The organism is Rhodoferax ferrireducens (assembly GCF_049302455.1).
Taxonomy (GTDB): domain Bacteria; phylum Pseudomonadota; class Gammaproteobacteria; order Burkholderiales; family Burkholderiaceae_C; genus Rhodoferax; species Rhodoferax ferrireducens_B.
On record NZ_JBAQMD010000052.1, the window covers coordinates 32,290 to 52,961 of the forward strand.

20 protein-coding genes and 1 riboswitch are annotated in these 20,672 nt (G+C 60.0%); of the genes, 8 read left to right on the forward strand and 12 right to left on the reverse strand.

The features are described from left to right. Positions 1–231 precede the first annotated feature (231 nt). The 6 genes from WA157_RS09210 to WA157_RS09235 form a co-directional block, all read right to left on the reverse strand. The gene (locus WA157_RS09210) at positions 232–858 is read right to left on the reverse strand and encodes a pilus assembly PilX family protein (protein ID WP_422620650.1); all 627 of its coding nucleotides are present in this window, start codon (positions 856–858) and stop codon (positions 232–234) included. Next, entirely contained in the window at positions 855–1,889 is a 1,035-nt protein-coding gene (locus WA157_RS09215) for a PilW family protein (protein WP_422620651.1), read from the reverse strand. Before WA157_RS09215 ends, WA157_RS09210 begins: the two co-directional genes overlap by 4 nt. Then, a complete protein-coding gene (gene pilV, locus WA157_RS09220; RefSeq protein WP_422620652.1) occupies positions 1,886–2,503 on the reverse strand; it encodes a type IV pilus modification protein PilV in 618 nt (205 codons plus the stop codon). Before pilV ends, WA157_RS09215 begins: the two co-directional genes overlap by 4 nt. 151 nt (positions 2,504–2,654) lie before the next feature. Continuing rightward, positions 2,655–3,104: a transcriptional regulator NrdR gene (gene nrdR, locus WA157_RS09225; protein ID WP_422620653.1), complete on the reverse strand. Its 450-nt coding sequence runs from the start codon at positions 3,102–3,104 to the stop codon at positions 2,655–2,657. Between the two features lie 6 nt (positions 3,105–3,110). After that, positions 3,111–4,355, reverse strand: a complete 1,245-nt coding sequence (glyA, locus tag WA157_RS09230; RefSeq protein WP_422620654.1) for a serine hydroxymethyltransferase — start codon at positions 4,353–4,355, stop codon at positions 3,111–3,113. A 45-nt stretch (positions 4,356–4,400) separates the two neighbouring features. Then, positions 4,401–4,532: riboswitch (ZMP/ZTP riboswitch) on the reverse strand. Between the two features lie 46 nt (positions 4,533–4,578). Then, positions 4,579–5,382, reverse strand: coding sequence for a lytic transglycosylase domain-containing protein (locus tag WA157_RS09235; RefSeq protein WP_422620655.1), 804 nt, complete (start codon positions 5,380–5,382; stop codon positions 4,579–4,581). Between the two features lie 445 nt (positions 5,383–5,827). Here WA157_RS09235 and WA157_RS09240 point away from each other — a divergent pair, with 445 nt between their 5' ends. Beyond that, positions 5,828–8,650: a DUF349 domain-containing protein gene (locus tag WA157_RS09240; RefSeq protein ID WP_422620656.1), complete on the forward strand. Its 2,823-nt coding sequence runs from the start codon at positions 5,828–5,830 to the stop codon at positions 8,648–8,650. Between the two features lie 56 nt (positions 8,651–8,706). Here WA157_RS09240 and WA157_RS09245 read toward each other — a convergent pair whose 3' ends face one another. Next, positions 8,707–9,618: an AEC family transporter gene (locus WA157_RS09245; RefSeq protein WP_422620657.1), complete on the reverse strand. Its 912-nt coding sequence runs from the start codon at positions 9,616–9,618 to the stop codon at positions 8,707–8,709. Positions 9,619–9,752: 134 nt separating this feature from the next. On the opposite strand from WA157_RS09245, the gene xerD reads away from it, so the two are divergent. The 3 genes from xerD (at position 9,753) to WA157_RS09260 (ending at position 12,315) form a co-directional block, all read left to right on the forward strand. Next, on the forward strand, positions 9,753–10,673 hold the full coding sequence (gene xerD, locus WA157_RS09250) for a site-specific tyrosine recombinase XerD (RefSeq protein ID WP_422620658.1): 921 nt from the start codon (positions 9,753–9,755) through the stop codon (positions 10,671–10,673). 57 nt (positions 10,674–10,730) lie between these two features. Continuing rightward, positions 10,731–11,255 carry a gamma carbonic anhydrase family protein gene (locus tag WA157_RS09255; RefSeq protein WP_422620659.1) on the forward strand — a complete coding sequence of 175 codons (525 nt, stop codon included), beginning with the start codon at positions 10,731–10,733 and terminating at the stop codon, positions 11,253–11,255. 70 nt (positions 11,256–11,325) lie between these two features. Then, positions 11,326–12,315, forward strand: a complete 990-nt coding sequence (locus WA157_RS09260; protein WP_422620660.1) for an Hsp33 family molecular chaperone HslO — start codon at positions 11,326–11,328, stop codon at positions 12,313–12,315. Between the two features lie 17 nt (positions 12,316–12,332). On the opposite strand, the gene WA157_RS09265 is transcribed toward WA157_RS09260, so the two are convergent. The 4 genes from WA157_RS09265 to WA157_RS09280 form a co-directional block, all read right to left on the reverse strand. Next, positions 12,333–12,632 (reverse strand): septum formation initiator family protein, encoded by a 300-nt coding sequence (locus WA157_RS09265; RefSeq protein ID WP_422620661.1) that lies wholly within the window; start codon positions 12,630–12,632, stop codon positions 12,333–12,335. A gap of 15 nt (positions 12,633–12,647) precedes the next feature. Further along, a complete protein-coding gene (gene eno, locus WA157_RS09270; RefSeq protein WP_011464934.1) occupies positions 12,648–13,931 on the reverse strand; it encodes a phosphopyruvate hydratase in 1,284 nt (427 codons plus the stop codon). A gap of 67 nt (positions 13,932–13,998) precedes the next feature. After that, positions 13,999–14,856 (reverse strand): 3-deoxy-8-phosphooctulonate synthase, encoded by an 858-nt coding sequence (gene kdsA / locus WA157_RS09275; RefSeq protein ID WP_422620662.1) that lies wholly within the window; start codon positions 14,854–14,856, stop codon positions 13,999–14,001. A 1-nt stretch (position 14,857) separates the two neighbouring features. After that, positions 14,858–16,525 (reverse strand): CTP synthase, encoded by a 1,668-nt coding sequence (locus tag WA157_RS09280; protein ID WP_422620663.1) that lies wholly within the window; start codon positions 16,523–16,525, stop codon positions 14,858–14,860. Between the two features lie 112 nt (positions 16,526–16,637). Between WA157_RS09280 and coaBC the strand changes: the two genes are divergently transcribed. Both coaBC and dut read left to right on the forward strand, forming a co-directional pair. Then, positions 16,638–17,873 carry a bifunctional phosphopantothenoylcysteine decarboxylase/phosphopantothenate--cysteine ligase CoaBC gene (gene coaBC, locus WA157_RS09285; RefSeq protein ID WP_422620664.1) on the forward strand — a complete coding sequence of 412 codons (1,236 nt, stop codon included), beginning with the start codon at positions 16,638–16,640 and terminating at the stop codon, positions 17,871–17,873. Further along, a complete protein-coding gene (dut, locus tag WA157_RS09290) occupies positions 17,863–18,309 on the forward strand; it encodes a dUTP diphosphatase (RefSeq protein WP_422620708.1) in 447 nt (148 codons plus the stop codon). The genes coaBC and dut overlap by 11 nt, the downstream gene beginning before the upstream one ends. Positions 18,310–18,399: 90 nt before the next feature. Here dut and WA157_RS09295 read toward each other — a convergent pair whose 3' ends face one another. Beyond that, a complete protein-coding gene (locus tag WA157_RS09295; protein ID WP_422620665.1) occupies positions 18,400–18,933 on the reverse strand; it encodes an FKBP-type peptidyl-prolyl cis-trans isomerase in 534 nt (177 codons plus the stop codon). A gap of 62 nt (positions 18,934–18,995) precedes the next feature. Between WA157_RS09295 and WA157_RS09300 the strand changes: the two genes are divergently transcribed. Both WA157_RS09300 and WA157_RS09305 read left to right on the forward strand, forming a co-directional pair. Continuing rightward, positions 18,996–20,150 (forward strand): JmjC domain-containing protein, encoded by a 1,155-nt coding sequence (locus WA157_RS09300; protein ID WP_422620666.1) that lies wholly within the window; start codon positions 18,996–18,998, stop codon positions 20,148–20,150. Further along, positions 20,140–20,640: a hypothetical protein gene (locus WA157_RS09305; protein ID WP_422620667.1), complete on the forward strand. Its 501-nt coding sequence runs from the start codon at positions 20,140–20,142 to the stop codon at positions 20,638–20,640. The genes WA157_RS09300 and WA157_RS09305 overlap by 11 nt, the downstream gene beginning before the upstream one ends. Positions 20,641–20,672: the final 32 nt, after the last annotated feature.

A 20,672-nucleotide genomic window follows, 5' to 3' on the forward strand; every position in this document is an offset into this window, starting at 1 on the left:
CCGTCGGGAATTCAACAGACAGTGCCAGTGTGAGGTTGCCTTTGGTCTTGGCACCGTTCATGTAGAGCGGTTCGGCCGGCAGCACCACCAAGGGCGGCAGAGTAACTGCACTGATCACAACCCCGACCGTTATGGCTGAGAAGGCTGCCAGCAGGGCCAGCCGGACGCCCCACTTTTTTTTCGATGACTTGCCGGATGAGCTTGAAAACAAAATTCGGAAATTCATGACGATCACTCTTTTCTAAATATCATTTGCACCACTGCCTGGGTTTCCTTGCGTGGCCCGAAGCCCATGGCGGTGACGCGGAACAGGGTCTTTTGCGCGCTGGCGCTTCGTCCCGGGGTTTTGTCAGGCAGCACTTCAATGATGTAGCGCGGGGGCATCTCGGGGCGAATGCCGCTGGTGCCGGTTGCAAAGGTTCGGCCAGTGAAGTCGCCAAATTTCACGGTTTTGGCGCTGCTGGTGTCGTCGGTGAAATCCACGGCATACCAGATCGGCTTTTGACCCTCGGCCACAGGCAAACACAAGCCCAGCGAGGCACCGGTGCCGCAACCGTCTATAAAGCCGAGCCCGCTGCTGGCTGAAAATGAGGCCATGCGCTGGGTGGCCGATGTGTTGGGGCCGCGGATGTCGAATTCCGCGTCAATCAGTGCGGCTTCTGCCGCCTGAAAAGCGATTTGCGTGTCGCGGTCAAACCGGGTCGCACGCTCGGACAGCAACACCATCTGGCTCGCGCCGATGCCCAGCACCGTGACCACGATGAGCAGTATCAGCGTGGTGATGAGGGAAAATCCGCGCTGCTTGCTGCGCACGCGCACAGCCGCGCTGCGCAAGAATGCTGGAGGTTGGTACTTCATCGGAGCGTCAGGTCGTTGCGTAAATGCACGGTAAAAGTACTTTGCAGCCGCAGGCGGCGGTCCGCCGTCACCGACAGATTGGAGCCGGTGTCATCGGGGCTGGCATACATGGGGCCCAGCGGCGTGAAAGGGTCTGCATACGCCTGCTCGGCCGAGCCCACGGGCCCCCGTAGCACCAGGCCGACGCGCACCGCTCGCACCCGGCGCCAGTTCTCGCGTGTGGCTGCGGTGTTGCCGGCGACAGTCAACTGGTCGGCGCGCAGCCAGCGCTCCGCGACGGTGTCTTGCGTGACGGCAGCGCTGGCCGCGGTCAAGGGGGTGACGCCGTCGGTGCCAAACAGCACCTGGAAAGACTCAACGCCCTCAATCATGGGTTGGGATGCGGCCCAGACACCGGTCGCAAATTTGTAGAAAGAGCAGGAGAGGGACGGTTCGCCATTGGTGCCTCGTGTGACATGGAAAACACTGGCCGCACGATCGTTGAGGTTCCCGTTGGTTAAGCCGGCCTCCCCAAATCCCATGCAATTGATCATGGTGTTGTCGGGCTTGGTGGCATCGGTTGGCGAGTTCACGCCTTGGTAGCGCACCACCAGAACGTCGCTGCCGTTCTTGCAGGAAGTGTCATTGGCAGTGCACAAGCTTGATGTCGGTCTGTTGCCGTTAGCGATCTTGGTACTGGTACTCAGGACCAGGTCGTCAGGATTTTTGTAAACCGCGTTGTTCCAGCCGAAAATATCGGGCTCTGGGTCATTGCCAAGAAGTTTGGCTGTTGAGCGCAGGGAAACACTGCCAGCCCCCAGATCCTGATAACCCGTTTGAATGATGACGCGTGCCAGCAGGTCAGCGGCAAAACGTTCCCGGTCCCGCAGCTGGGTGGTGGTGTCGACGCTGCGGTAGCCTTGCTGGCCCAGCAAAAGAGCCGTTGCTGCGATGACCACGACCAGCAGACCCAGACCGAGGGCGACCAGCAACTCAACCAGCGTCAAGCCGCGCTGCTTGCGGCCTGTATGGGGAAGGCGGCGTTGCATCATTCGGAGCTTCCTGCGGTCAGTGGCACAACGACGACCGGTATACCGGTACTTCCGGCAAATTCGAGCGTTCCTGCCGTGTTTTTTCTTGTCCAACTCATTTTCAGCACGGCAATATCTCCGTCGTCTGTGCAGTCCCACTGGGGCTTTCCTGCGCTGTCAAAAGGAGTCTGGTCAAAACAAACCTTGACTCTGGGGGTGGGGAGTGTGACCTGGACGCGTCCCTGCCAGTCCGCAACATCCCAGGTTGCGGCGTCTTTGACGGTTGGGCACCCGTCTTTGAAGCAGTTGACGGTTGGGGTCGGGATGGTGTCGTTGATGTTCAGGGTTTCATCAAAAACGTAGGGATTCTCATCGGGATCAGTCTTGATGGCGACTGTGTGGTTGCCCCGCATCTTCTCGGCAAGTTCACGGGCAAAAGTAGTGGCTGCCGCTTGATTGCGGGCTTCCTTGTTGGATTGCATGGCTGTTGCCTGCATGCCGACCGCGCCCAGCATGCCCACACTCAGAATAATGATGGCAACCAGCACCTCAACAATGGAAAAACCGCCCTGCGCTCGATTGGGTGCAGGGCGGCGAATGGGTGTTGCACAAGGACAGGTGGTTTGGGTATCCATGCCCAAAGTGTAAAAAGCTTTGGTTTGAACTTCAATGTGCGTGCATGCCGCATGTCAGGCAACATCAACCGGCTGTCGGTTTTGTCAGGTGCCTGGTGCCAGTTGGGCCAGTTTCCCTCCTTTCACCAGTCATCACCTTGGCTGTTTGCGCCTACCGCCGCACCTCATCCACCAGCGTCTTGAACTCGTCAATATCCTCAAAGCTGCGGTACACACTGGCAAAGCGCACATAAGCCACTTTGTCGAGCTTCTTGAGCTCGCGCATCACGAGTTCGCCCAGGCGGGCTGAGGGCAACTCGCGCACCCCTTGCATGAGTAGCTTTTCTTCAATGCGCTCCACGGCGCCATCCACCTGCTCGGTGCTCACCGGGCGCTTGCGTAGCGCCAGTTTCATGGAAGCGAGTAGTTTGGCGCGCTCGTATTCAATGCGCCGGCCATCTTTTTTGACAATGGCCGGAAAGGCAACGTCGGGACGCTCATAAGTGGTAAAGCGTTTTTGACACGAGGCGCATTGGCGTCTGCGCCGGATGGAGTCCCCATCTTCAGAAATCCGGGTTTCCACCACCTGGGTTTCCGAGTGACTGCAGAAGGGGCATTTCATGGGTGATTAACCGTAAACCGGGAACCGTGCCGTCAGGGCATGCACCTTGGCGCGTACTGCATCAATATTGGCGCTATCCCTCGGATTATCTAGCACGTCTGCTATCAAATTTGCAGTAATGCGGGCTTCTTCGTCCTTGAAGCCGCGGGTCGTCATGGCCGGGGTACCGATGCGCACGCCGCTGGTGACCATGGGTTTTTCAGGGTCATTGGGGATGGCATTTTTGTTGATGGTCATGTGGGCGCTGCCCAGTACCGCTTCAGCCTCTTTGCCAGTGATGCTTTTGGAGCGCAGATCGACCAGCATGACGTGGCTTTCAGTGCGGCCACTCACAATGCGCAGGCCGCGCGACACCAGCGTTTCAGCCACGATGCGGGCATTGGTCAACACTTGTTGCTGATAGACCTTGAACTCGGGCTGTAGTGCTTCTTTGAACGCCACCGCCTTGGCCGCAATCACATGCATCAGCGGGCCACCTTGCAGGCCGGGGAAGATGGCGCTGTTGACGGCTTTCTCATGCTGCGCTTTCATCAAAATGATGCCGCCTCGCGGGCCGCGCAGGCTTTTGTGGGTGGTGCTGGTCACCACGTCAGCGTGTGGCACGGGGTTGGGGTAGATGCCGGCGGCAATCAGGCCGGCGTAGTGCGCCATGTCCACCATAAAGATGGCGCCCACGTCTTTGGCGACCTTGGCAAAGCGAGCAAAGTCGATGCGCAGGCTGTAGGCGGAGGCACCGGCGATGATCAGTTTCGGTTTGGACTCATGGGCTTTTCGCTCCATGGCGTCGTAGTCAATCTCTTCCTTGTCGTTCAGGCCGTAGCTGACGACGTTGAACCACTTGCCACTCATGTTCAGTGCCATGCCGTGCGTCAGGTGGCCGCCTTCAGCCAGGCTCATGCCCATGATGGTGTCGCCGGGTTTCAAAAAGGCCAGAAACACCGCCTCGTTGGCGGACGCGCCGCAATGGGGTTGCACGTTGGCGGCCTCGGCGCCAAAGATTTGCTTGACGCGGTCAATGGCCAGTTGCTCGGCAATGTCCACAAACTCGCAACCGCCGTAGTAGCGTTTGCCGGGGTAGCCTTCGGCATACTTATTGGTCAGTTGCGTGCCTTGCGCGGCCATGACGGCGGGGGAGGCGTAGTTTTCGCTGGCGATCAGCTCAATGTGCTGTTCCTGGCGGGCGTTTTCCGCTGCAATAGCGGCAAAAATTTCGGGGTCGGTCTGTTCGATGAGGATGTTACGGTTGTACATGGCAGTCCTTGAAGACAATGGGCCTGGGGGTCATGCATTTGATCCCAGGGCTGCCCAGGCGAACGGCTAATCACAGTTGCCACATTGGCAATGCGGCACGCTCCCCCGTGGTGTTCCCACTTCAGCGTCTCACGCCCATGCCGGGTTGAGAGCCTATCGCCAGTCGCGTGCCGCCCGAGTTTAACTGACGTGACGCATCATCTGGTCAAGCCAGCCACGTGTATCAGGAGTTGAACACCGCGGCCACTGTCTCGCTCTCAGGCGCGCGCGGTGCTGGTGCAGGCGCGACCTGGGGTCGGAAAATTGGCACGGCGCGGCCTTTTGCCACCATTTGCAGACGCGTGTGCTCGGCCATGACCTTGCCAGCGTAGCCACCATCATCTTCTATATTGGCAGCTCCCACGTAATAACGCAGACCACCTTCCATGGAGCCGGCACGCTGGATGCATTCTTGCAGCACCTTGACCCCGACGCGCAGGTTGGTAACCGGGTCAAAAGCGGCAAACTGGCCACCAAAGTTCTCGTACTTGTCTTTGTGGACATGGGTCATGACCTGCATCAGGCCTTGCGCGCCCACCGGGCTCTGGGCAAAGGGGTTAAAGCCGGATTCAACCGCCATGACGGCCAGGATCAGCGTGGGATCGAGCTTGCTGTGCTGGCTGATCTTGTAGGCCTCAGCCACCAGGGCACTCAGGGGCTCCGGTGCCACGCGGTATTTTTTACTGAGCCAGAAAGCAACCGCGGCTTGTTGCTTGGGCAAATCCTGCGGGTTGCTGGCCGTGGCGCGATCAATCGCATCAAGTTGGCTCTCGAAGCCAGTCTCCACGATCTGGCGCGTTTGCAGCCAGCTAAACAATTTGACTTCTCCGAGCTGGCGCAGCTCGGGGCGCGCGGTCAAGGTGATGATGCCAAAGATAACAGCCAGCCCAATGAGGGCAAAACTGCTGTGGGTGATTTCAAAAACGCCTTTGGTGATGACGGTAGCAAAAGACCGTAGGCCCAAGGTGAATTTTTCAGACGCTGTCATAGCTTTTCCTTCGTTCGCGGGGGCTTGGGGTTTGCACTGCAGGCAGTTCAGCACCGGGGGCACCTCGTTTAGGTTGGTACGCTATCAATATCCTGCGATGTGTTTCATAGGTGTTGTGCAGAGATTTGACTATGCCGGGTTCGGCAGCGGGTTCGGGTTATCCCTGCATTGATGCGGGGACGGCGGATTCTAGGTGTACTTTATATATCAAGTCAACAATATAAAGTTGAGTCTTTATTCCAATTTTAGCTTATAAAGTGATTGGAGGCTGAAATTGAGTCTTATGGCACGGTAATGCTTCGGTCGATGAAAAGCTTGATTTTTCGCAATTTGTGACCGATTGCCAGACTTTTTGCTACGGCCGGGAAATAGCGGCGAAAATAGCGGTTCAGCCCTGTTCCGAGAACCGGTGGGGATCCTCCTATATTCTTTGCTTGTGCGATTCATGTTTCCTTTTTCTGCCCTCAACAAAACTGTCCAAGCTCCCGAAGTGACGCCAGCTTCAGTCAAAACTAACGAGCCCCATCCGCTGGACGCGATGACCGGCGGGGCCTTTTCGGCCCATACCTCGGGCGAGCGCACGACGCGCATTCGTGACTGGCTGGCAACAGCGCCCAGTGCAGAGCACATGCAGGCGGTGTTCAAGGAGCTCAGTGGTAAAGACAAAGGCGCGGCCAAACTACTGCGTGAAAAACTTGAAGAGATCAAGCGCAGCAAGAGCCAGGAGTCGATTGCGCAAGAATGGGCTGACAAGGCGCAGGCCTTGCTGGCCTTGGCCAAACTCAACATTGCCGATGCCATGGCCTGGCAGCGTGATGCCGCCAAAGCGGGCGCGCCATTGAGCAAGGAGCCGCTGGCGACCCTCAAAGGACAGCTTAGTGACCGGGTCAAGGTCATTGAAGACCTGCAGCATCGGGTGCAGGTGCAGCGCGAAGCAGCGGTGTTGCTGGCCCAGCGCATTGAGGTCCTGTCCACCAAGCCGTGGCGCGACGCGCAGGCCGTGCTTGAGGCCTTGCATGCTGATGTGGACCATTGGCAAGCGCAGGCTGTGGCCTTGTCCGGTGACGCCAACTGGCCCAGCGTCGAGTCCAAGTTCCCGCCGCTGCTGGACGCTTCGCGCGCGCAACTGCTCCTGGTGTGGGACGCGTTCAAGAGCGCTTTGACGCAAGCCGTGGCTGCCGCCAGCGACCCCGCAGCGGCCCTGCCGCCGGTGCCGGTGTGGGCCGACGAATTGCGCGTGGCGCGCGGTGTGCCCCTGGAAGCGGTGGCCAAACCACAAAAAGCCAAAGTTGATCCTGAGATCAAGGCGCAGGCCTTGTCAATAGTGCGTGAAGCGCTACTTAAATTAGAGCAAGAAGTTGCCGAAGGACATGGCAAGGCGAGTGCCGGTGCCGCTGGCGCCTTGCGCAATGCGCTCAAGGAATTCGGCAAAATCATCGACGACAAGCTGGAGAACCAGGCCCATGCGGCGCTGGCGGCAGCGGGTGAGTTGGAGGGGTGGCAGCGTTGGCGTGCTGACCAACTGCGCGAGGAACTGGTAGCCAAGGCCGAAGACTTGCTCAAGCGCCCTGAAGGGCAGGCCATCGGTGGGCGCAAGATGCAGGAGAGCCTGCGCACGCTGCGTGATCAGTGGAAGCAGACCGACCAGGGGGGTGTGCCCAACCACGGTTTGTGGAAGCGGTTTGACGATGCCTGCAACGAAGCCTACAAGGTGGTCGAGGCCTGGCTGGAAAAAGTCAAGGCCGAGTCGGCCGAGCATCGGGCGCAGCGCCTGGCGCTGATTGAAGAGGTCAATGCCTGGGCTGCTGCCAATCCGGTGGCGCTGGACAACGACTGGAAAGGCTTCAACCGCCTGCTGCACCAGTTTGGCGACCGTTGGCGTGAAGGCGGCCACGTGGGCGAGAAGATGTTTGCCGAACTGCAGCCGCTCTGGAAGGCGGCCATCGACAAGGCGGCAGCGCCGCTGGAGGCGCTGCAAAAGCAGAGTCTGGCCGCGCGCCACGCCCTGATTGATGAAGCGCGGGCGCTGGGGGCCGAGCCCGTGCTGCGCATTGATGCCGTCAAGGCCTTGCAGCAGCGCTGGCAGGCTGAGACCCATGTGGTGCCGCTGGAGCGCCGCCAGGAACAAAAACTGTGGGACGCCTTTCGCAAGCCGATTGATGAAGCTTTTAACCGCAAGACTGCAGAGCGTGAAAAGGCCGACGCGGCGCTGGGGGAACGTGACCGCGTGGTACTTGATGCCGCCAAAGCGCTGGAAGCGGCCAATGCGGCCGGTGACGCGCAGCTGATTCGCAGTGCCATGAGTGCGCTGGAGGCCGCCTTGCGTGGTCAGGCCCAGGCCAAAGCGGCGCAGGCCGCGCTGCCAACGTCTGAAGAAAACGAATCAAATAAGGCTCTAGCCCCCGTAGATACTGCGCAAGTAGCTATAAATAAAGTAGCAAAAATTGAACCGTCCGAGGCGCTGCTTGGCCAGGAAGCGCAGGTGACGCCTGAGTCGGCTGAGGCGCCTACCCCGGTCGAGTCGGTTGAACCGGCTGCGCCCCTTGAGCCGCCGGCGCCGCCCAAAGCGGCACCCCGTCCGGTGGTGGCGGTGCGTGGTGATGACCGTCCTGGCATGAAAAAGACCGAGCCTGCCCCCATGATGCGTGGCGGCAAGTTCGGCGACCGCAAAGAAGGTGGCCGCGATGCTGCCAGGGACGCCGGCCGTGGCCCGCGTGATGCCAGTTTTGCCGGTCGTCCGGATGATCGGGCACCACGTCGCGATGCACGTGAGGCGCGTCCTTTTGCCGCCGGTCCCTGGCAAGAAGCGCCCCGTTTGGGCGACACGGCGTTTCGGGCCCAGCGTGACGCGCTGGAGCATGCCCAGCTGGCCTTGCGCAAACTCGCGGCGCAGGCGCACGGCGAAGCCTTGACGCAACTGCTAGCCGCGTGGGAGCAGCGCTCTGCCGAACAAATGCCCTCGCTCCAGGAACTGGGTAGCCGCGTCACCGCTGCTGGCCGCAGCAACTGGGCCAAGGCGTTGGCGCAGGCACCCGCTGGAGACGCCAGCACGGCCTTGCTGCGACTTGAAATGGCCGCAGAGGTGCCTACCCCCGCTGAACACCTGAGCGCCCGGCGCCTGCTGCAATTGCAACTGCTGACCAAACGCAACGATCCGGCACCAGCGCAAACCTGGGGCCAGGACACTGCCGCTGTGTTGGCCAGTCAGTTTGAGGCTGGCGTGGCGCGCCGACTGCAGAATGTGCTGAAGGTCTTGCTCAAACCGTGATCTCATACGGGGGTGAGGGCAGCTCAAACTGTCCCTATTGCAGACGCCTACAACGTCTATAAGGCCTGCAACACCCCCAGCGCAAACGACAAACTGAGCACGCCCAGCACGGTTGATACGGTCACCAGTCCTGCCACATAGGGACCGTCATAGCCCATGCGGGCCGCCAGCACGTAGCAACTGGATGCGGTGGGCAGCGCAGAAAATGCCAGCAGGATGGTGGTTTGAACCGGGTCAAGCTGAAACAGACGTGCCAAGCCCCAGGCTACCAGTGGCATCAACAAATGCCGAATTGTCAGCACCGCCAGCGCCAGGACTTTGGCCCGATTGAGGGCGCTCAGTTGCATCCCGGCACCGGCTGCCATCAAGCCCAGTGCCAGGGACGCTGCCCCGATACGGCTGACGGTCGGCTCCAGCCAGACCGGCAGCGACAGACCCAGCAAATTGCCCGCCAGCCCCAACGCCGTGCCGATGATGAGCGGGTTGCGTAGCAGTTCGCCCAGCAGCCCGCGCTCGGCATGGCGCACCATCGGCCACACGGCGCCCACATTCATCAGCGGCACCGACACGCCAATCAGCAAGGCGATCAACAGCAATCCCTGCGCCCCGGCCAGCCGGTCGGCCAGCGCCAGGCCGATGAATGAATTGAAGCGAAAAGCCACCTGGGCGCTGGCGACATGCTGACGCGCCGGAATATGGCGCCCCAGCCCCGGCCAATAGGGCACTGAATAGGCCAGCGCAATGCCAGCCAGCCCCAAGGCCCAGCCCGCGCCAATGAAGCTGGCGGCAGAACCGATGTTGAGCGGGCTCTTGATGATCGAGTGAAACAGCAGCACCGGAAAGAAGAAAAAATACACCAGGGTTTCAACCTGGGCCCACACGGTGCGGTTGAGCGCGGTGTAGCGGCACACCAGATAGCCGCACAGAATCAGGGAAAAATCGGGAAATAGAAGTTGGGCGTAATTCACGCTTGGAGAATAACAGTCAAATACAGTCGCCCTGCAGTTTGGCTCGTGGCAGGAGGCTCCAGTTTTAAACAGGGCGGCAGTTACCATGCGCCTTGACTTTTCATTCCAACAAGTACTTGACGCACCCACTCATCATGCAAGACAGCGCTTTGACAACCCCGGGCGATGCCAGCATCGACGCCTTCATTGATGCGCTGTGGCTGGAGGAAGGTTTGTCAAAGAACACGCTTGCGGCTTACCGGCGTGATCTGACGCTGTATGCCGCGTGGCTGCAGCCGCAGCACAAGGCGTTGTCGGCTACGCTTGAACATGATTTGAATGGCTACTTTGCGGCGCAACACAGTGCCACCAAGGCCAGCACCGCGAATCGGCGGCTGACGGTGTTCAAGCGTTATTTCCGCTGGGCGTTGCGCGAGCACCTGATCCGCGCCGACCCGACGCTGAAATTGCAGGCCGCCAAGCAGGCGCTGCGCGTACCCAAGACGTTGACCGAGTTCCAGGTTGAAGCGCTGCTGGCGGCGCCCGATGAGCAGACGCCGCTGGGCGTGCGTGACCGCACCATGCTGGAGTTGATGTATGCCAGTGGTCTGCGGGTGAGTGAACTGGTGACGCTCAAGGTGTTCAACGTCAGCTTGTCGGACAATGTGCTGCGTGTTTTTGGCAAAGGCAACAAGGAACGGCTGGTGCCGTTTGGCGAGGTGGCCAGTCTCTGGATCAAGCGTTATCTGGCGCAGGCCCGCCCGGAGTTGCTGGCGGGCAAGCAGACCGAAGACCTGTTTGTGACGCACCGCGGCGCCACGCCCGGCACGGCCATGAGCCGCGTCATGTTCTGGATGATCGTGAAAAAGTATGCGCTCAGTGCGGGCATCACGGCGCCCCTGTCACCGCACACCTTGCGCCATGCTTTTGCCACGCATTTGCTCAACCATGGGGCCGATTTGCGTGCCGTGCAGATGCTGCTCGGGCACGTGGATATCTCAACCACGACCATTTATACCCATGTGGCGCGCGAGCGGCTCAAAGTGTTGCATGCGCAGCACCATCCGCGCGGCTAGTCCGCTTCAGGTGCGGCATCCCTACAATTCCCGGTCAATTCAACAACAGGATGAACGATGGCTATTTACGAACTCGATGGTGTTGCCCCCCGCATTGCAGACTCGACCTGGGTTGCTGACAGTGCCCATGTCATCGGTGACGTGGACCTGCTTGACGACGTCAGCGTCTGGTTTGGCGTGGTGATCCGCGGCGATACGGCAAGCATTCGCATTGGCCGGGGCAGCAATATTCAGGACGCGAGCGTTTTGCATGCCGATGTGGGCAAACCCCTGACGGTAGGCGAGGGCGTGACCGTGGGGCACCAGGTGACGCTGCATGGTTGCACGGTGGGCGATGACTCCATGGTTGGTATGGGTGCGGTGGTGCTCAACGGGGCAAAAATTGGCAAAGGCTGCCTGGTGGGGGCCGGCGCGCTGGTGACCGAAGGCAAAGAGTTTCCCGATGGCAGCATGATTTTGGGCCGCCCGGCCAAGGTCGTGCGCCAACTCGGGAGCGAAGAGTTGGAAGGTTTGCGCCTGAGTGCGCAGCATTACGTGGCCAATGCGCGTCGCTTTCGGCTTGGGTTGAAAAAAACGGGTTGAGCACAAGCTGAGGGGCCTGCGCGGACCCTTCAGTGTTCGAAATGACTTGAAATGGATCGGGAAGAATTGCGTGTCTGAAATTCATAAATTTTTATTTGAGGGTCTGCCGGTGCGTGGTGTGCTGGTGCGCTTGGGCGGTGCCTGGACTGAGATTTTGCGGCGCCGCGCTGCCAACAGTGCAACGGGCAGCTACCCGCTGCCGGTACAAAACATGCTGGGTGAGATGGTGGCGGCGGCCACCTTGATGCAGTCCAACATCAAGTTCAATGGTTCACTCATCTTGCAGGTGCTTGGCGACGGCCCGGTCAAACTGGCGGTGGTCGAGGTGCAAGCTGATTTCGGTTTGCGTGCCACGGCCACGGTCACGGGGGATGTGCCGCTTGAGGCCAGCCTGAGCCAGATGATCAACGTCAACAACCAGGGCAAATGTGCCATCACGCTGGACCCTCAAACCCGTTTTCCGGGTCAACAGCCCTACCAGGGGGTGGTGCCCTTGGTGGGTGACGCGCGGGAAAAGCTGGAAAAGTTCAGCGACGTGCTGGAACACTACATGCTGCAAAGTGAACAGCTCGACACCACGCTGGTATTGGCGGCGGACGACAAAGTCGCCACCGGGCTGTTGATTCAACGCCTGCCGCTTGAAGGCGTTGGCAATCTGGCTGGCAGTCGGGTGAGTCTGGCCCATGAAGATGAAATCGGCAGCAACGAGCATTACAAGCGCATCGCCCTGCTGGCGTCGACCCTGAAGCGCGAAGAGCTGTTGACGCTGGATGCCGACACCATTCTGCGGCGTCTGTTCTGGGAAGAGAAGCTGTTGCGCTTCGCGCCTTTGGCGGGGGACAGCGCGCCGCATTTTTCCTGCACCTGCAGTCGGGAACGTGTCAGCCGCATGATCCTGGGGCTGGGTGCTGACGAGGCGCAAAGCATCATCAGCGAACGGGGTGAAATTGAGGTCGGATGTGATTTTTGTGGCGCGCACTACCGGTTTGACCCGATTGACGTGGCCCGGCTATTCAGGGTGCCCGGCGATCTGCCGCCTTCGAGCGAGACGGTGCAGTAAAGGGCGTTTTTTGGGGTTCAGCGTGCGTTTCGGGGCGCGGAAGGGTCCGCGATCTGCACGTAGATCTCATTGGGCTTGACCATGCCGAGCTCCATGCGGGCTTTTTCTTCGACCATTTCCAGGCCTTCCTGCAGGTCCCGCACCTCGGCGGCGAGCCGGTCGTTGGCAAGCTGTGCCTGCTGGTTCAGCTCTTTTTGTGAACTGAGCTGTTGCGTCAAATGGGCCACGTTGGGCAGGCTGCCGCGGCCCAACCACAGCTGCGCGTGAAGAATCACGAGCAGCGCGATCAGGGCGGCCGGGACAACGCGATGGCCCATGATCCGGCTAGCGCACTAGCGCAGGTTGTAAAAGGCCGCACGACCTGGGTAGAACGCAATCTCCCCCAAGTCTTCTTCAATACGCAGCAACTGGTTGTACTTGGCCATGCGGTCGGAACGGCTCAGGCTGCCGGTCTTGATCTGACCGGCATTGGTGCCCACCGCAATGTCGGCAATGGTGGAGTCTTCGGTCTCGCCCGAGCGATGGCTGATGACGGCAGTGTAGCCAGCCCGCTTGGCCATCTCGATGCAGGCAAAGGTCTCGGTCAAGGTGCCGATCTGGTTGATCTTGATCAGAATCGAGTTGGCAATGCCCTTGTCGATGCCTTCCTTGAAGATTTTGGTGTTGGTGACAAACAAGTCGTCACCCACGATTTGCACTTGTTGGCCCAAACGGTCGGTCAAAATCTTCCAGCCGTCCCAGTCGTTTTCGGCCATGCCGTCTTCGATGCTGATGATGGGGTATTTGTCGACCCAGGTGGCCAGCATGTCGGTCCATTCCTGCGCGTTCAAGCTCAGGCCTTCAGCCCCAAGCTGGTATTTGCCGTCCTTGTAGAACTCGCTGGCAGCACAGTCCAGGCCGATGGCAATCTGTTCGCCCGCGGTGTAGCCGGCTGAATCGATAGCCTGCAGAATCAACTGAATCGCCTCTTCGTGGCTGGCCACGCTGGGAGTGAAGCCGCCTTCGTCACCCACGGCGGTGCTCATGCCCTTGTCATGGATGATCTTCTTGAGGGCATGAAACACCTCGGCACCGTAACGCAGGGCCTCACGAAAACTGGGGGCGCCCAGCGGAATGATCATGAACTCCTGAATGTCCAGGCTGTTGTTGGCATGCGCGCCACCGTTGACCACGTTCATCATGGGCACCGGCATCTGCACGGCCCCCATGCCGCCAAAATAGCGGTACAGCGGCAGGCCAGACTCTTCAGCGGCGGCACGCGCCACCGCCATGGAGACCGCCAGCATCGCGTTGGCACCCAGACGTGACTTGTTGTCGGTGCCGTCCAGGTCAATCAGGGTTTTGTCCAGAAAAGCTTGCTCGGAGGCATCCAGCCCGAGCACGGCTTCGGAGATTTCAGTGTTGATGTGTTCCACCGCCTTGAGTACGCCCTTGCCCAGGTAACGGGTCTTGTCGCCGTCACGCAGTTCAATCGCTTCACGGCTGCCGGTGGAGGCCCCCGACGGCACGGCGGCGCGGCCCATGGTGCCGGATTCGAGTAACACATCACATTCCACGGTGGGGTTGCCGCGCGAATCCAGAATTTCGCGCCCGACGATGTCAACAATTGCACTCATTGAGTTCTTTCATTAAATAAGAGGAATATTAAAACCAAAACTTTAGCTTGACTGTCTGGTGGCGCACTCAGGCAGCAAAACTGTTTTCAAGAAAACCATTTTTTTTGGTCACCGCATCGAGTGCCACCAAGGTTTCCAACAGGGCGCGCATGTGTTTGAGTGGCACCGCATTGGGGCCATCACTCAATGCTTTGGACGGGTCGGGATGGGTTTCCATGAACAATCCGGCCACACCCACGGCCACGGCGGCACGGGCCAGCACCGGCACCATTTCGCGCTGACCGCCGCTACTGGTGCCCTGGCCCCCTGGCAATTGCACCGAGTGGGTGGCATCGAACACCACCGGTGCGCCCGTGTCGCGCATGATGGCCAGCGAACGCATGTCGCTCACGAGGTTGTTGTAACCAAAACTGACACCGCGTTCGCAGGCCATGAAGTTGTCTTCGTTCAAGCCTTTTTCGCGCGCTGCCGCACGTGCCTTGTCGATCACGTTTTTCATGTCACCCGGCGCCAGAAATTGGCCTTTTTTGATGTTCACCGGCAAGCCCGACTGCGCCACGGCGCGAATGAAGTCGGTTTGCCGGCACAAAAATGCGGGCGTCTGCAACACGTCCACCACCGAGGCGACCTGGGCGATCTGGTCTTCCGAATGAATGTCGGTCAGGATGGGTACGCCGAGTTCGCGCTTGACTTTGGCCAGAATTTCCAGGCCCCGCTCGATACCGGGGCCGCGAAAGGTACTGCCGCTGGAGCGGTTGGCCTTGTCAAAGCTGCTCTTGAAGATGAACGGAATGCCCAGCGAGGCCGTGATTTCCTTCAACGTACCCGCAGTGTCCATCTGCAGTTGTTCGGATTCAATGACACAGGGGCCAGCGATCAGGAACAGGGGGTGGTTCAGGCCCACCTCAAACCCACACAACTTCATGTCAGGCCACCGCTTTCAGCGCTTTGCCTGCGGCCTGATGGTCCAGCGCCGCCTTGATGAAGGCAATGAACAGCGGGTGCCCGGCCCACGGTGTCGAGTTGAACTCGGGGTGAAATTGCACGCCCATGAACCAGGGGTGCACGCTCTGCGGCAGTTCCACAATCTCGGTCAAATGCTCGCGCTGGGTGAAGGCTGAAATGACCAGGCCCGCTTTGCGCAGCGTGTCCAGAAAATGCACATTGGCCTCATAGCGGTGGCGATGCCGCTCGGTCACCACGTCGCCATAGATTTTGTGGGCCAGGGTGCCTTTGACCACGTCAGAACTTTGGGCGCCCAGGCGCATGGTGCCGCCGAGGTCCGAGTTTTCATCACGGGTCTTGATGCTGCCGTCTGCATCCTTCCATTCTGTGATCAGGGCGATCACCGGGTTCGGGCTGCTGGGGTCAAATTCGGTGCTGTTGGCGTCTTTCAAGCCGGCCACGTGGCGCGCGAATTCGATCGTGGCGACCTGCATGCCGAGACAAATGCCCAGATACGGCACCTTGTTTTCACGCGCAAAACGGGCGGCGCAAATTTTGCCCTCCACGCCGCGGATACCAAAGCCGCCTGGCACCAGGATCGCATCAAACTTCGCAAGCTGGGTCACGTTGTCGGGGGTGATGGTTTCCGAGTCGATGTAGTCGATCTTGACGCGCACATGGTTTTTCATGCCAGCGTGGCGAATGGCTTCATTGAGCGATTTGTAGCTGTCACTGAGCTCCACATACTTGCCGACCATGACGATGTTGACCTCGCCTTGCGGGTGCGCGGTTTCATACACCAGATCGTCCCAGCGTTTCAGGTTGGCGGGTGGTGTGTTCAGGCGCAGTTTGTCGCAAATCAGCCCGTCCAGGCCCTGTTCGTGCAGCATGCGCGGCACTTTGTAGATGGTGTCCACGTCCCACATCGAGATCACAGCCCAGTCCGGCACGTTGGAAAAGAGGGAGATTTTTTCCCGTTCTTCTTTGGGGATCGGCCGGTCGGCCCGGCACAACAGGGCATCGGCCTGGATGCCGATTTCACGCAACTGCTTGGCCGTGTGCTGCGTCGGCTTGGTTTTGAGTTCGCCGGCTGCAGCGATCCAGGGAACGTAGCTCAAGTGTACAAAGGCGCTGTTGTTGGGCCCCAGCTTCAGGCTCATCTGGCGCACAGCTTCCAGAAACGGCAGCGATTCAATGTCGCCCACGGTGCCGCCGATTTCGACGATGGCAACATCCACCGCGTCGGGAGTTCCCCAACCGGCACCCCGTTTGACGAAATCCTGGATTTCATTGGTGACGTGGGGAATCACCTGCACCGTCTTGCCCAGATAGTCGCCGCGGCGCTCTTTTTCCAGCACACTTTTGTAGATCTGGCCGGTGGTGAAGTTGTTGGCCTTGCGCATGCGGGTTTCCACAAAGCGCTCGTAGTGGCCCAAATCAAGATCGGTTTCTGCGCCGTCGTTGGTGACAAAAACCTCGCCATGCTGAAACGGCGACATCGTGCCGGGGTCAACGTTGAGGTAGGGATCGAGCTTGATTAAAGTGACTTTGAGGCCTCGCGACTCCAGGATCGCGGCTAAGGAGGCTGAGGCGATTCCCTTACCCAGGGAAGACACCACACCGCCGGTGACGAAGACAAATTTGGTCATGTCAGAGGGAGCTTGATAGCTCGGGGAGGTGGGAAAGGCAGATTATAGATGTCGGGTTGAGGCTTGAGAGCACGCGACGCAACCAACTTGAGGCTCTGTTACATTGCGGCGCATGAATGATCTTGCTGGAAAACACATCGTTTTGGGGCTCACGGGCGGCATTGCCTGCTACAAGGCGGCCGAGTTGTGCCGCGCCTTGATCAAGGAGGGTGCCACCGTGCAGGTGGTGATGACGGCAGCGGCGCAGCAGTTCATCACGCCGGTGACCATGCAGGCGCTGAGCCAGCGCCCGGTCTATGACTCGCAGTGGGATTCACGCGCGCCCAATAACATGGCGCACATCAACCTGAGCCGCGAGGCCGATGCCATTTTGATTGCGCCTTGCAGCGCTGATTTCATGGCCAAACTGTTACATGGTCAGGCCGATGATCTGCTCAGCCTGATGTGCCTGGCGCGCCCGCTTGATCAGGTGCCGCTGCTGCTGGCGCCGGCCATGAACCGTGAGATGTGGGCCCATCCCGCTACCCAACGCAACGTGGTGCAGTTGAAGGCGGACGGGGCCACTGTGTTTGACGTCGGCTGCGGTGATCAAGCCTGTGGCGAAACAGGCGACGGCCGCATGCTGGAGCCGCACGAGTTGCTGGAAGATGTCATTTCCTTCTTCCAGCCCAAATTGCTGCTGGGCCAGCAGGTGCTGGTGACCGCCGGACCGACTTACGAGGCGATTGATCCAGTGCGAGGCGTCACCAATTTATCCAGCGGGAAAATGGGTTTTGCCATCGCCCGTGCCGCCCATGAAGCCGGGGCGGCTGTCACGCTGGTGGCCGGGCCGGTGCACCTGCCAACGCCGCGCGGCGTCCATCGCATCAACGTGACGTCAGCACAAAATATGCTGGCAGCCACCGTGGACTATGCGCAGACAGCTACTATTTTTGTAGCGACAGCGGCAGTGGCCGACTGGCGACCCGCATCGGCTGCCGAGCAAAAAATCAAAAAGGACGGCTCGGGCGTGGTGCCAACCCTGAGCTTTGTGGAAAACCCGGACATTCTGGCCACCCTGGCGCAGTCGCTCCGGGCGCAATCGGGTGACTTGTTTTGCGTCGGCTTTGCGGCTGAGAGCCAGGACCTGCTGGCCAACGCCCAGGCCAAGCGCTTGCGCAAAGGCGTGCCGCTGCTGGTTGGCAACATCGGCCCGGCCACCTTTGGGCAAGATGACAACGCCTTGCTGCTGGTGGAGGCGTCGGGGGTGCAAGAACTGGCGCGTGATTCAAAAATCAATATTGCTCGTAAATTAATAGCGCATATATCAACAAAGACGAGGGCTAGAGGCCAGAATGATCAAAATTGACGTCAAGATTATCGACCCCCGCATGGCGGAGCAGTTGCCCGCTTACGCCACGCCGGGCAGCGCCGGACTGGATTTGCGCGCCTGCCTGGACGCGCCGCTCACGCTGCTGCCCAATGCCTGGCAGTTGGTGCCGACTGGCATCGCCATTTATCTGAAAGATCCGAAGTTTGCCGCCATGATCCTGCCGCGCTCCGGCCTGGGTCACAAGCACGGCATCGTGCTGGGCAATCTGGTCGGCCTGATCGACAGCGACTACCAGGGGCAACTGATGGTGAGCGCCTGGAACCGCAGCGATGTGGCGTTCACGATCGAGCCGATGGAGCGCATTGCGCAACTGGTGATCGTGCCGGTGCTGCAGGCACAGTTCAATGTGGTGAGCGAATTCCCGGCCAGCGCGCGCGGGGAGGGCGGCTACGGCTCCACCGGCAAGGGGTGAGGCTGGCTCCAGTGGCTGGACGTTATCAGTGTTTTAGGCTTCTAGACCTTGCGGCCACTGCGTAGTCAGCTATTGAATTTGAAGCAAATTTCAATGCAGCGTGTCATTGCCCAAGACGTTGGCATGCACGGCCTGAATCCTGAAAAAGCCGGTCCCGGCCGATCCGCGGCCAATCTCTTCTTCAGTCGCTTCCCGCACTGCTTCGACCTTCAGGCTCAAGCGCAAGGCGATACCGGCCAAGGGGTGGTTGCCATCCAGCACCACATGGTCCGGGTAGATTTCGGTCACGGTGTACCAGGCGTCCTGGGGTGCGTCTGGATTGCAGCCGGCGGGCAGTGAGGTGCCCTCGAAAGTCATGCCTTCTTCCAGCTCAGGCGGGAACAGTTGGCGCGATTCCAGAAACACGAGTTGGTCGTTGAAGTCGCCAAAGCCTTGTTCGGGTTCGATTTGCAGTTCCAGCTTGGCGCCCGCTGCATGGCCTTGCAGCGCGTCTTCGATGGCTTGAAACAGATCGTCGCCCCCGACCAGAAATTCGACCGGCTCGGTCAGCACGTCAAGTTCTTCACCCAAGGTGTCTTTTAAGGTCCAGGTCAGCGCGACCACGCATTGTTGATTGATTTCCATAGGAGAATTGTCGCAGTTTGAAATGTGTCAGTGGTTGAACCCAGAAGTGACCGGAGAAACAAATGGATATCTCGAAGCCCTTGCCCTTGCTGGGTGGTTTAAGCCCGCAATTATTCATGAAACGGCACTGGCAAAAAAAGCCCTTGCTGATCCGCCAGGCCATTCCCGACTTCAAGCCCTTGCTGGACCGGGCGGCGTTGTTTGAACTGGCCGGGCACGAGGACGGTCAGGCACGTCTAGTGGTGCAGCAGCCCGGCCAGACGCCCGGCTGGCAACTCAAGCTCGGACCTTTCGCGCGCCGTGCCTTGCCAGCTTTGAGCCGCCCGGGTTGGACCGTGCTGGTGCAGGGGGTCGATTTGCAGCATGACGCCGTGCATGCGCTGATGAAGCAATTTCGCTTTGTGCCGGACGCCCGGCTCGATGACTTGATGATCAGCTACGCCACTGATGGCGGCGGTGTGGGACCGCACTTCGACAGCTACGACGTGTTTCTGCTGCAGGCACAGGGGCGCCGGCGCTGGCGCATCGGGCGCCAACCGGACCGAACCTTGCAGCCGGATGTGCCCTTGAAAATTCTGGCCCACTTTGAGCCGGAAGAAGAATTTGTGCTGGAGCCCGGCGACATGCTGTACCTGCCGCTGTTGCATGCCCATGACGGCATTGCCCTGGGCGAATGCATGACTTATTCGATTGGCTTCAGGTCACCGAGCCGGGCAGAACTGGCGCGCGAGCTGTTGCAGCGCCTGGCAGAAGATGCAGAAGACGCGGTCGGTGTGTCGGTGTACCGTGACCCCAAGCAGACGGCGGTGACGCAACCGGGCGAAATCCCGGCGCAATTGGTCGAATTTGCGCGTGACGCCTTGCAGGACGCACTCAAAGACCCGGCCGCGCTGGGGCGCGCCCTGGGGGAGTATATGACCGAGCCCAAGGCCAATGTGTGGTTCGATGCCACCGAGCCGATCACGCATCCGGCGGATCAGGCGTTGGCCGGGCAGGGCGGGCAAATCCAGCTGGATCGGCGCAGCAAGATGATGTTTGATGCCAAACACATTTTCATCAACGGGGAGAGCTTTCGCTCCGGTGGGCGCGATGCGACCCTGATGCGGCGCCTGGCAGACCAGCGCTATCTCAGTGCGCAAGACTTGGGCCGTGTCAGTCTTGAGGCCCGGTGTCTGCTGCAAGATTGGCTGGAAGCGGGGTGGTTGCATGAACGCTGAGACGCCTGCACCCTTGCCCAGCGGCCGTTTTTCCGGTCGCATCGACTTCGCGCAAGGCGTGCGTGACGCGCTCGCCTGTGCCGCGCGTGAGGGCTGGCCAGAGATTGTCTTGAGCGATGCCACGTTTGAGGACTGGCCCTTGCGCGAGCGCTCGGTGGTTGAATCCTTGCAGGCCTGGTCCAAGGCGGGGCGACACATGACGCTGCTGGCGACGCGTTTTGATGAGGTGGTGCGCCAGCAGCCGCGTTTCGTGGCCTGGCGCCAGACCTGGGGCCACATCATCGATTGCCACGTCTGCCGGGATGCGGCACTCGCCGATTGCCCGAGCGCGATCTGGAGCCGGTCCTGGTTCATGCAGCGGCTTGATCCGCTGCGCAGTGTCGGCGTCTGGGGCTTCGATCCCGAGCGCAGCGTGTTGCTGCGCCAGCTGCTGGACGAAAAAATCCGTGACAGCACGCCCGGATTTCCGGCCACCACCTTGGGCTTGTAGCCGCTACCGGGTTCAGACTTGGTGCGGCGGCG

Excerpts from the sequence above, each read along its gene's own strand:
- WA157_RS09210 (WP_422620650.1), bottom strand. The coding sequence starts at position 858 with ATGAAGTACCAACCTCCAGCATTCTTGCGCAGCGCGGCTGTGCGCGTG.
- WA157_RS09265 (WP_422620661.1), bottom strand. The coding sequence starts at position 12,632 with ATGGGCCATCGCGTTGTCCCGGCCGCCCTGATCGCGCTGCTCGTGATT.
- eno (WP_011464934.1), bottom strand. The coding sequence starts at position 13,931 with ATGAGTGCAATTGTTGACATCGTCGGGCGCGAAATTCTGGATTCGCGC.
- glyA (WP_422620654.1), bottom strand. The coding sequence starts at position 4,355 with ATGTACAACCGTAACATCCTCATCGAACAGACCGACCCCGAAATTTTT.
- nrdR (WP_422620653.1), bottom strand. The coding sequence starts at position 3,104 with ATGAAATGCCCCTTCTGCAGTCACTCGGAAACCCAGGTGGTGGAAACC.
- pilV (WP_422620652.1), bottom strand. The coding sequence starts at position 2,503 with ATGGATACCCAAACCACCTGTCCTTGTGCAACACCCATTCGCCGCCCT.
- xerD (WP_422620658.1), top strand. The coding sequence starts at position 9,753 with ATGCAAGACAGCGCTTTGACAACCCCGGGCGATGCCAGCATCGACGCC.
- coaBC (WP_422620664.1), top strand. The coding sequence starts at position 16,638 with ATGAATGATCTTGCTGGAAAACACATCGTTTTGGGGCTCACGGGCGGC.
- WA157_RS09240 (WP_422620656.1), top strand. The coding sequence starts at position 5,828 with ATGTTTCCTTTTTCTGCCCTCAACAAAACTGTCCAAGCTCCCGAAGTG.
- WA157_RS09305 (WP_422620667.1), top strand. The coding sequence starts at position 20,140 with ATGAACGCTGAGACGCCTGCACCCTTGCCCAGCGGCCGTTTTTCCGGT.
- WA157_RS09280 (WP_422620663.1), bottom strand. The coding sequence starts at position 16,525 with ATGACCAAATTTGTCTTCGTCACCGGCGGTGTGGTGTCTTCCCTGGGT.
- WA157_RS09255 (WP_422620659.1), top strand. The coding sequence starts at position 10,731 with ATGGCTATTTACGAACTCGATGGTGTTGCCCCCCGCATTGCAGACTCG.
- WA157_RS09235 (WP_422620655.1), bottom strand. The coding sequence starts at position 5,382 with ATGACAGCGTCTGAAAAATTCACCTTGGGCCTACGGTCTTTTGCTACC.
- WA157_RS09300 (WP_422620666.1), top strand. The coding sequence starts at position 18,996 with ATGGATATCTCGAAGCCCTTGCCCTTGCTGGGTGGTTTAAGCCCGCAA.
- kdsA (WP_422620662.1), bottom strand. The coding sequence starts at position 14,856 with ATGAAGTTGTGTGGGTTTGAGGTGGGCCTGAACCACCCCCTGTTCCTG.
- WA157_RS09295 (WP_422620665.1), bottom strand. The coding sequence starts at position 18,933 with ATGGAAATCAATCAACAATGCGTGGTCGCGCTGACCTGGACCTTAAAA.
- WA157_RS09215 (WP_422620651.1), bottom strand. The coding sequence starts at position 1,889 with ATGATGCAACGCCGCCTTCCCCATACAGGCCGCAAGCAGCGCGGCTTG.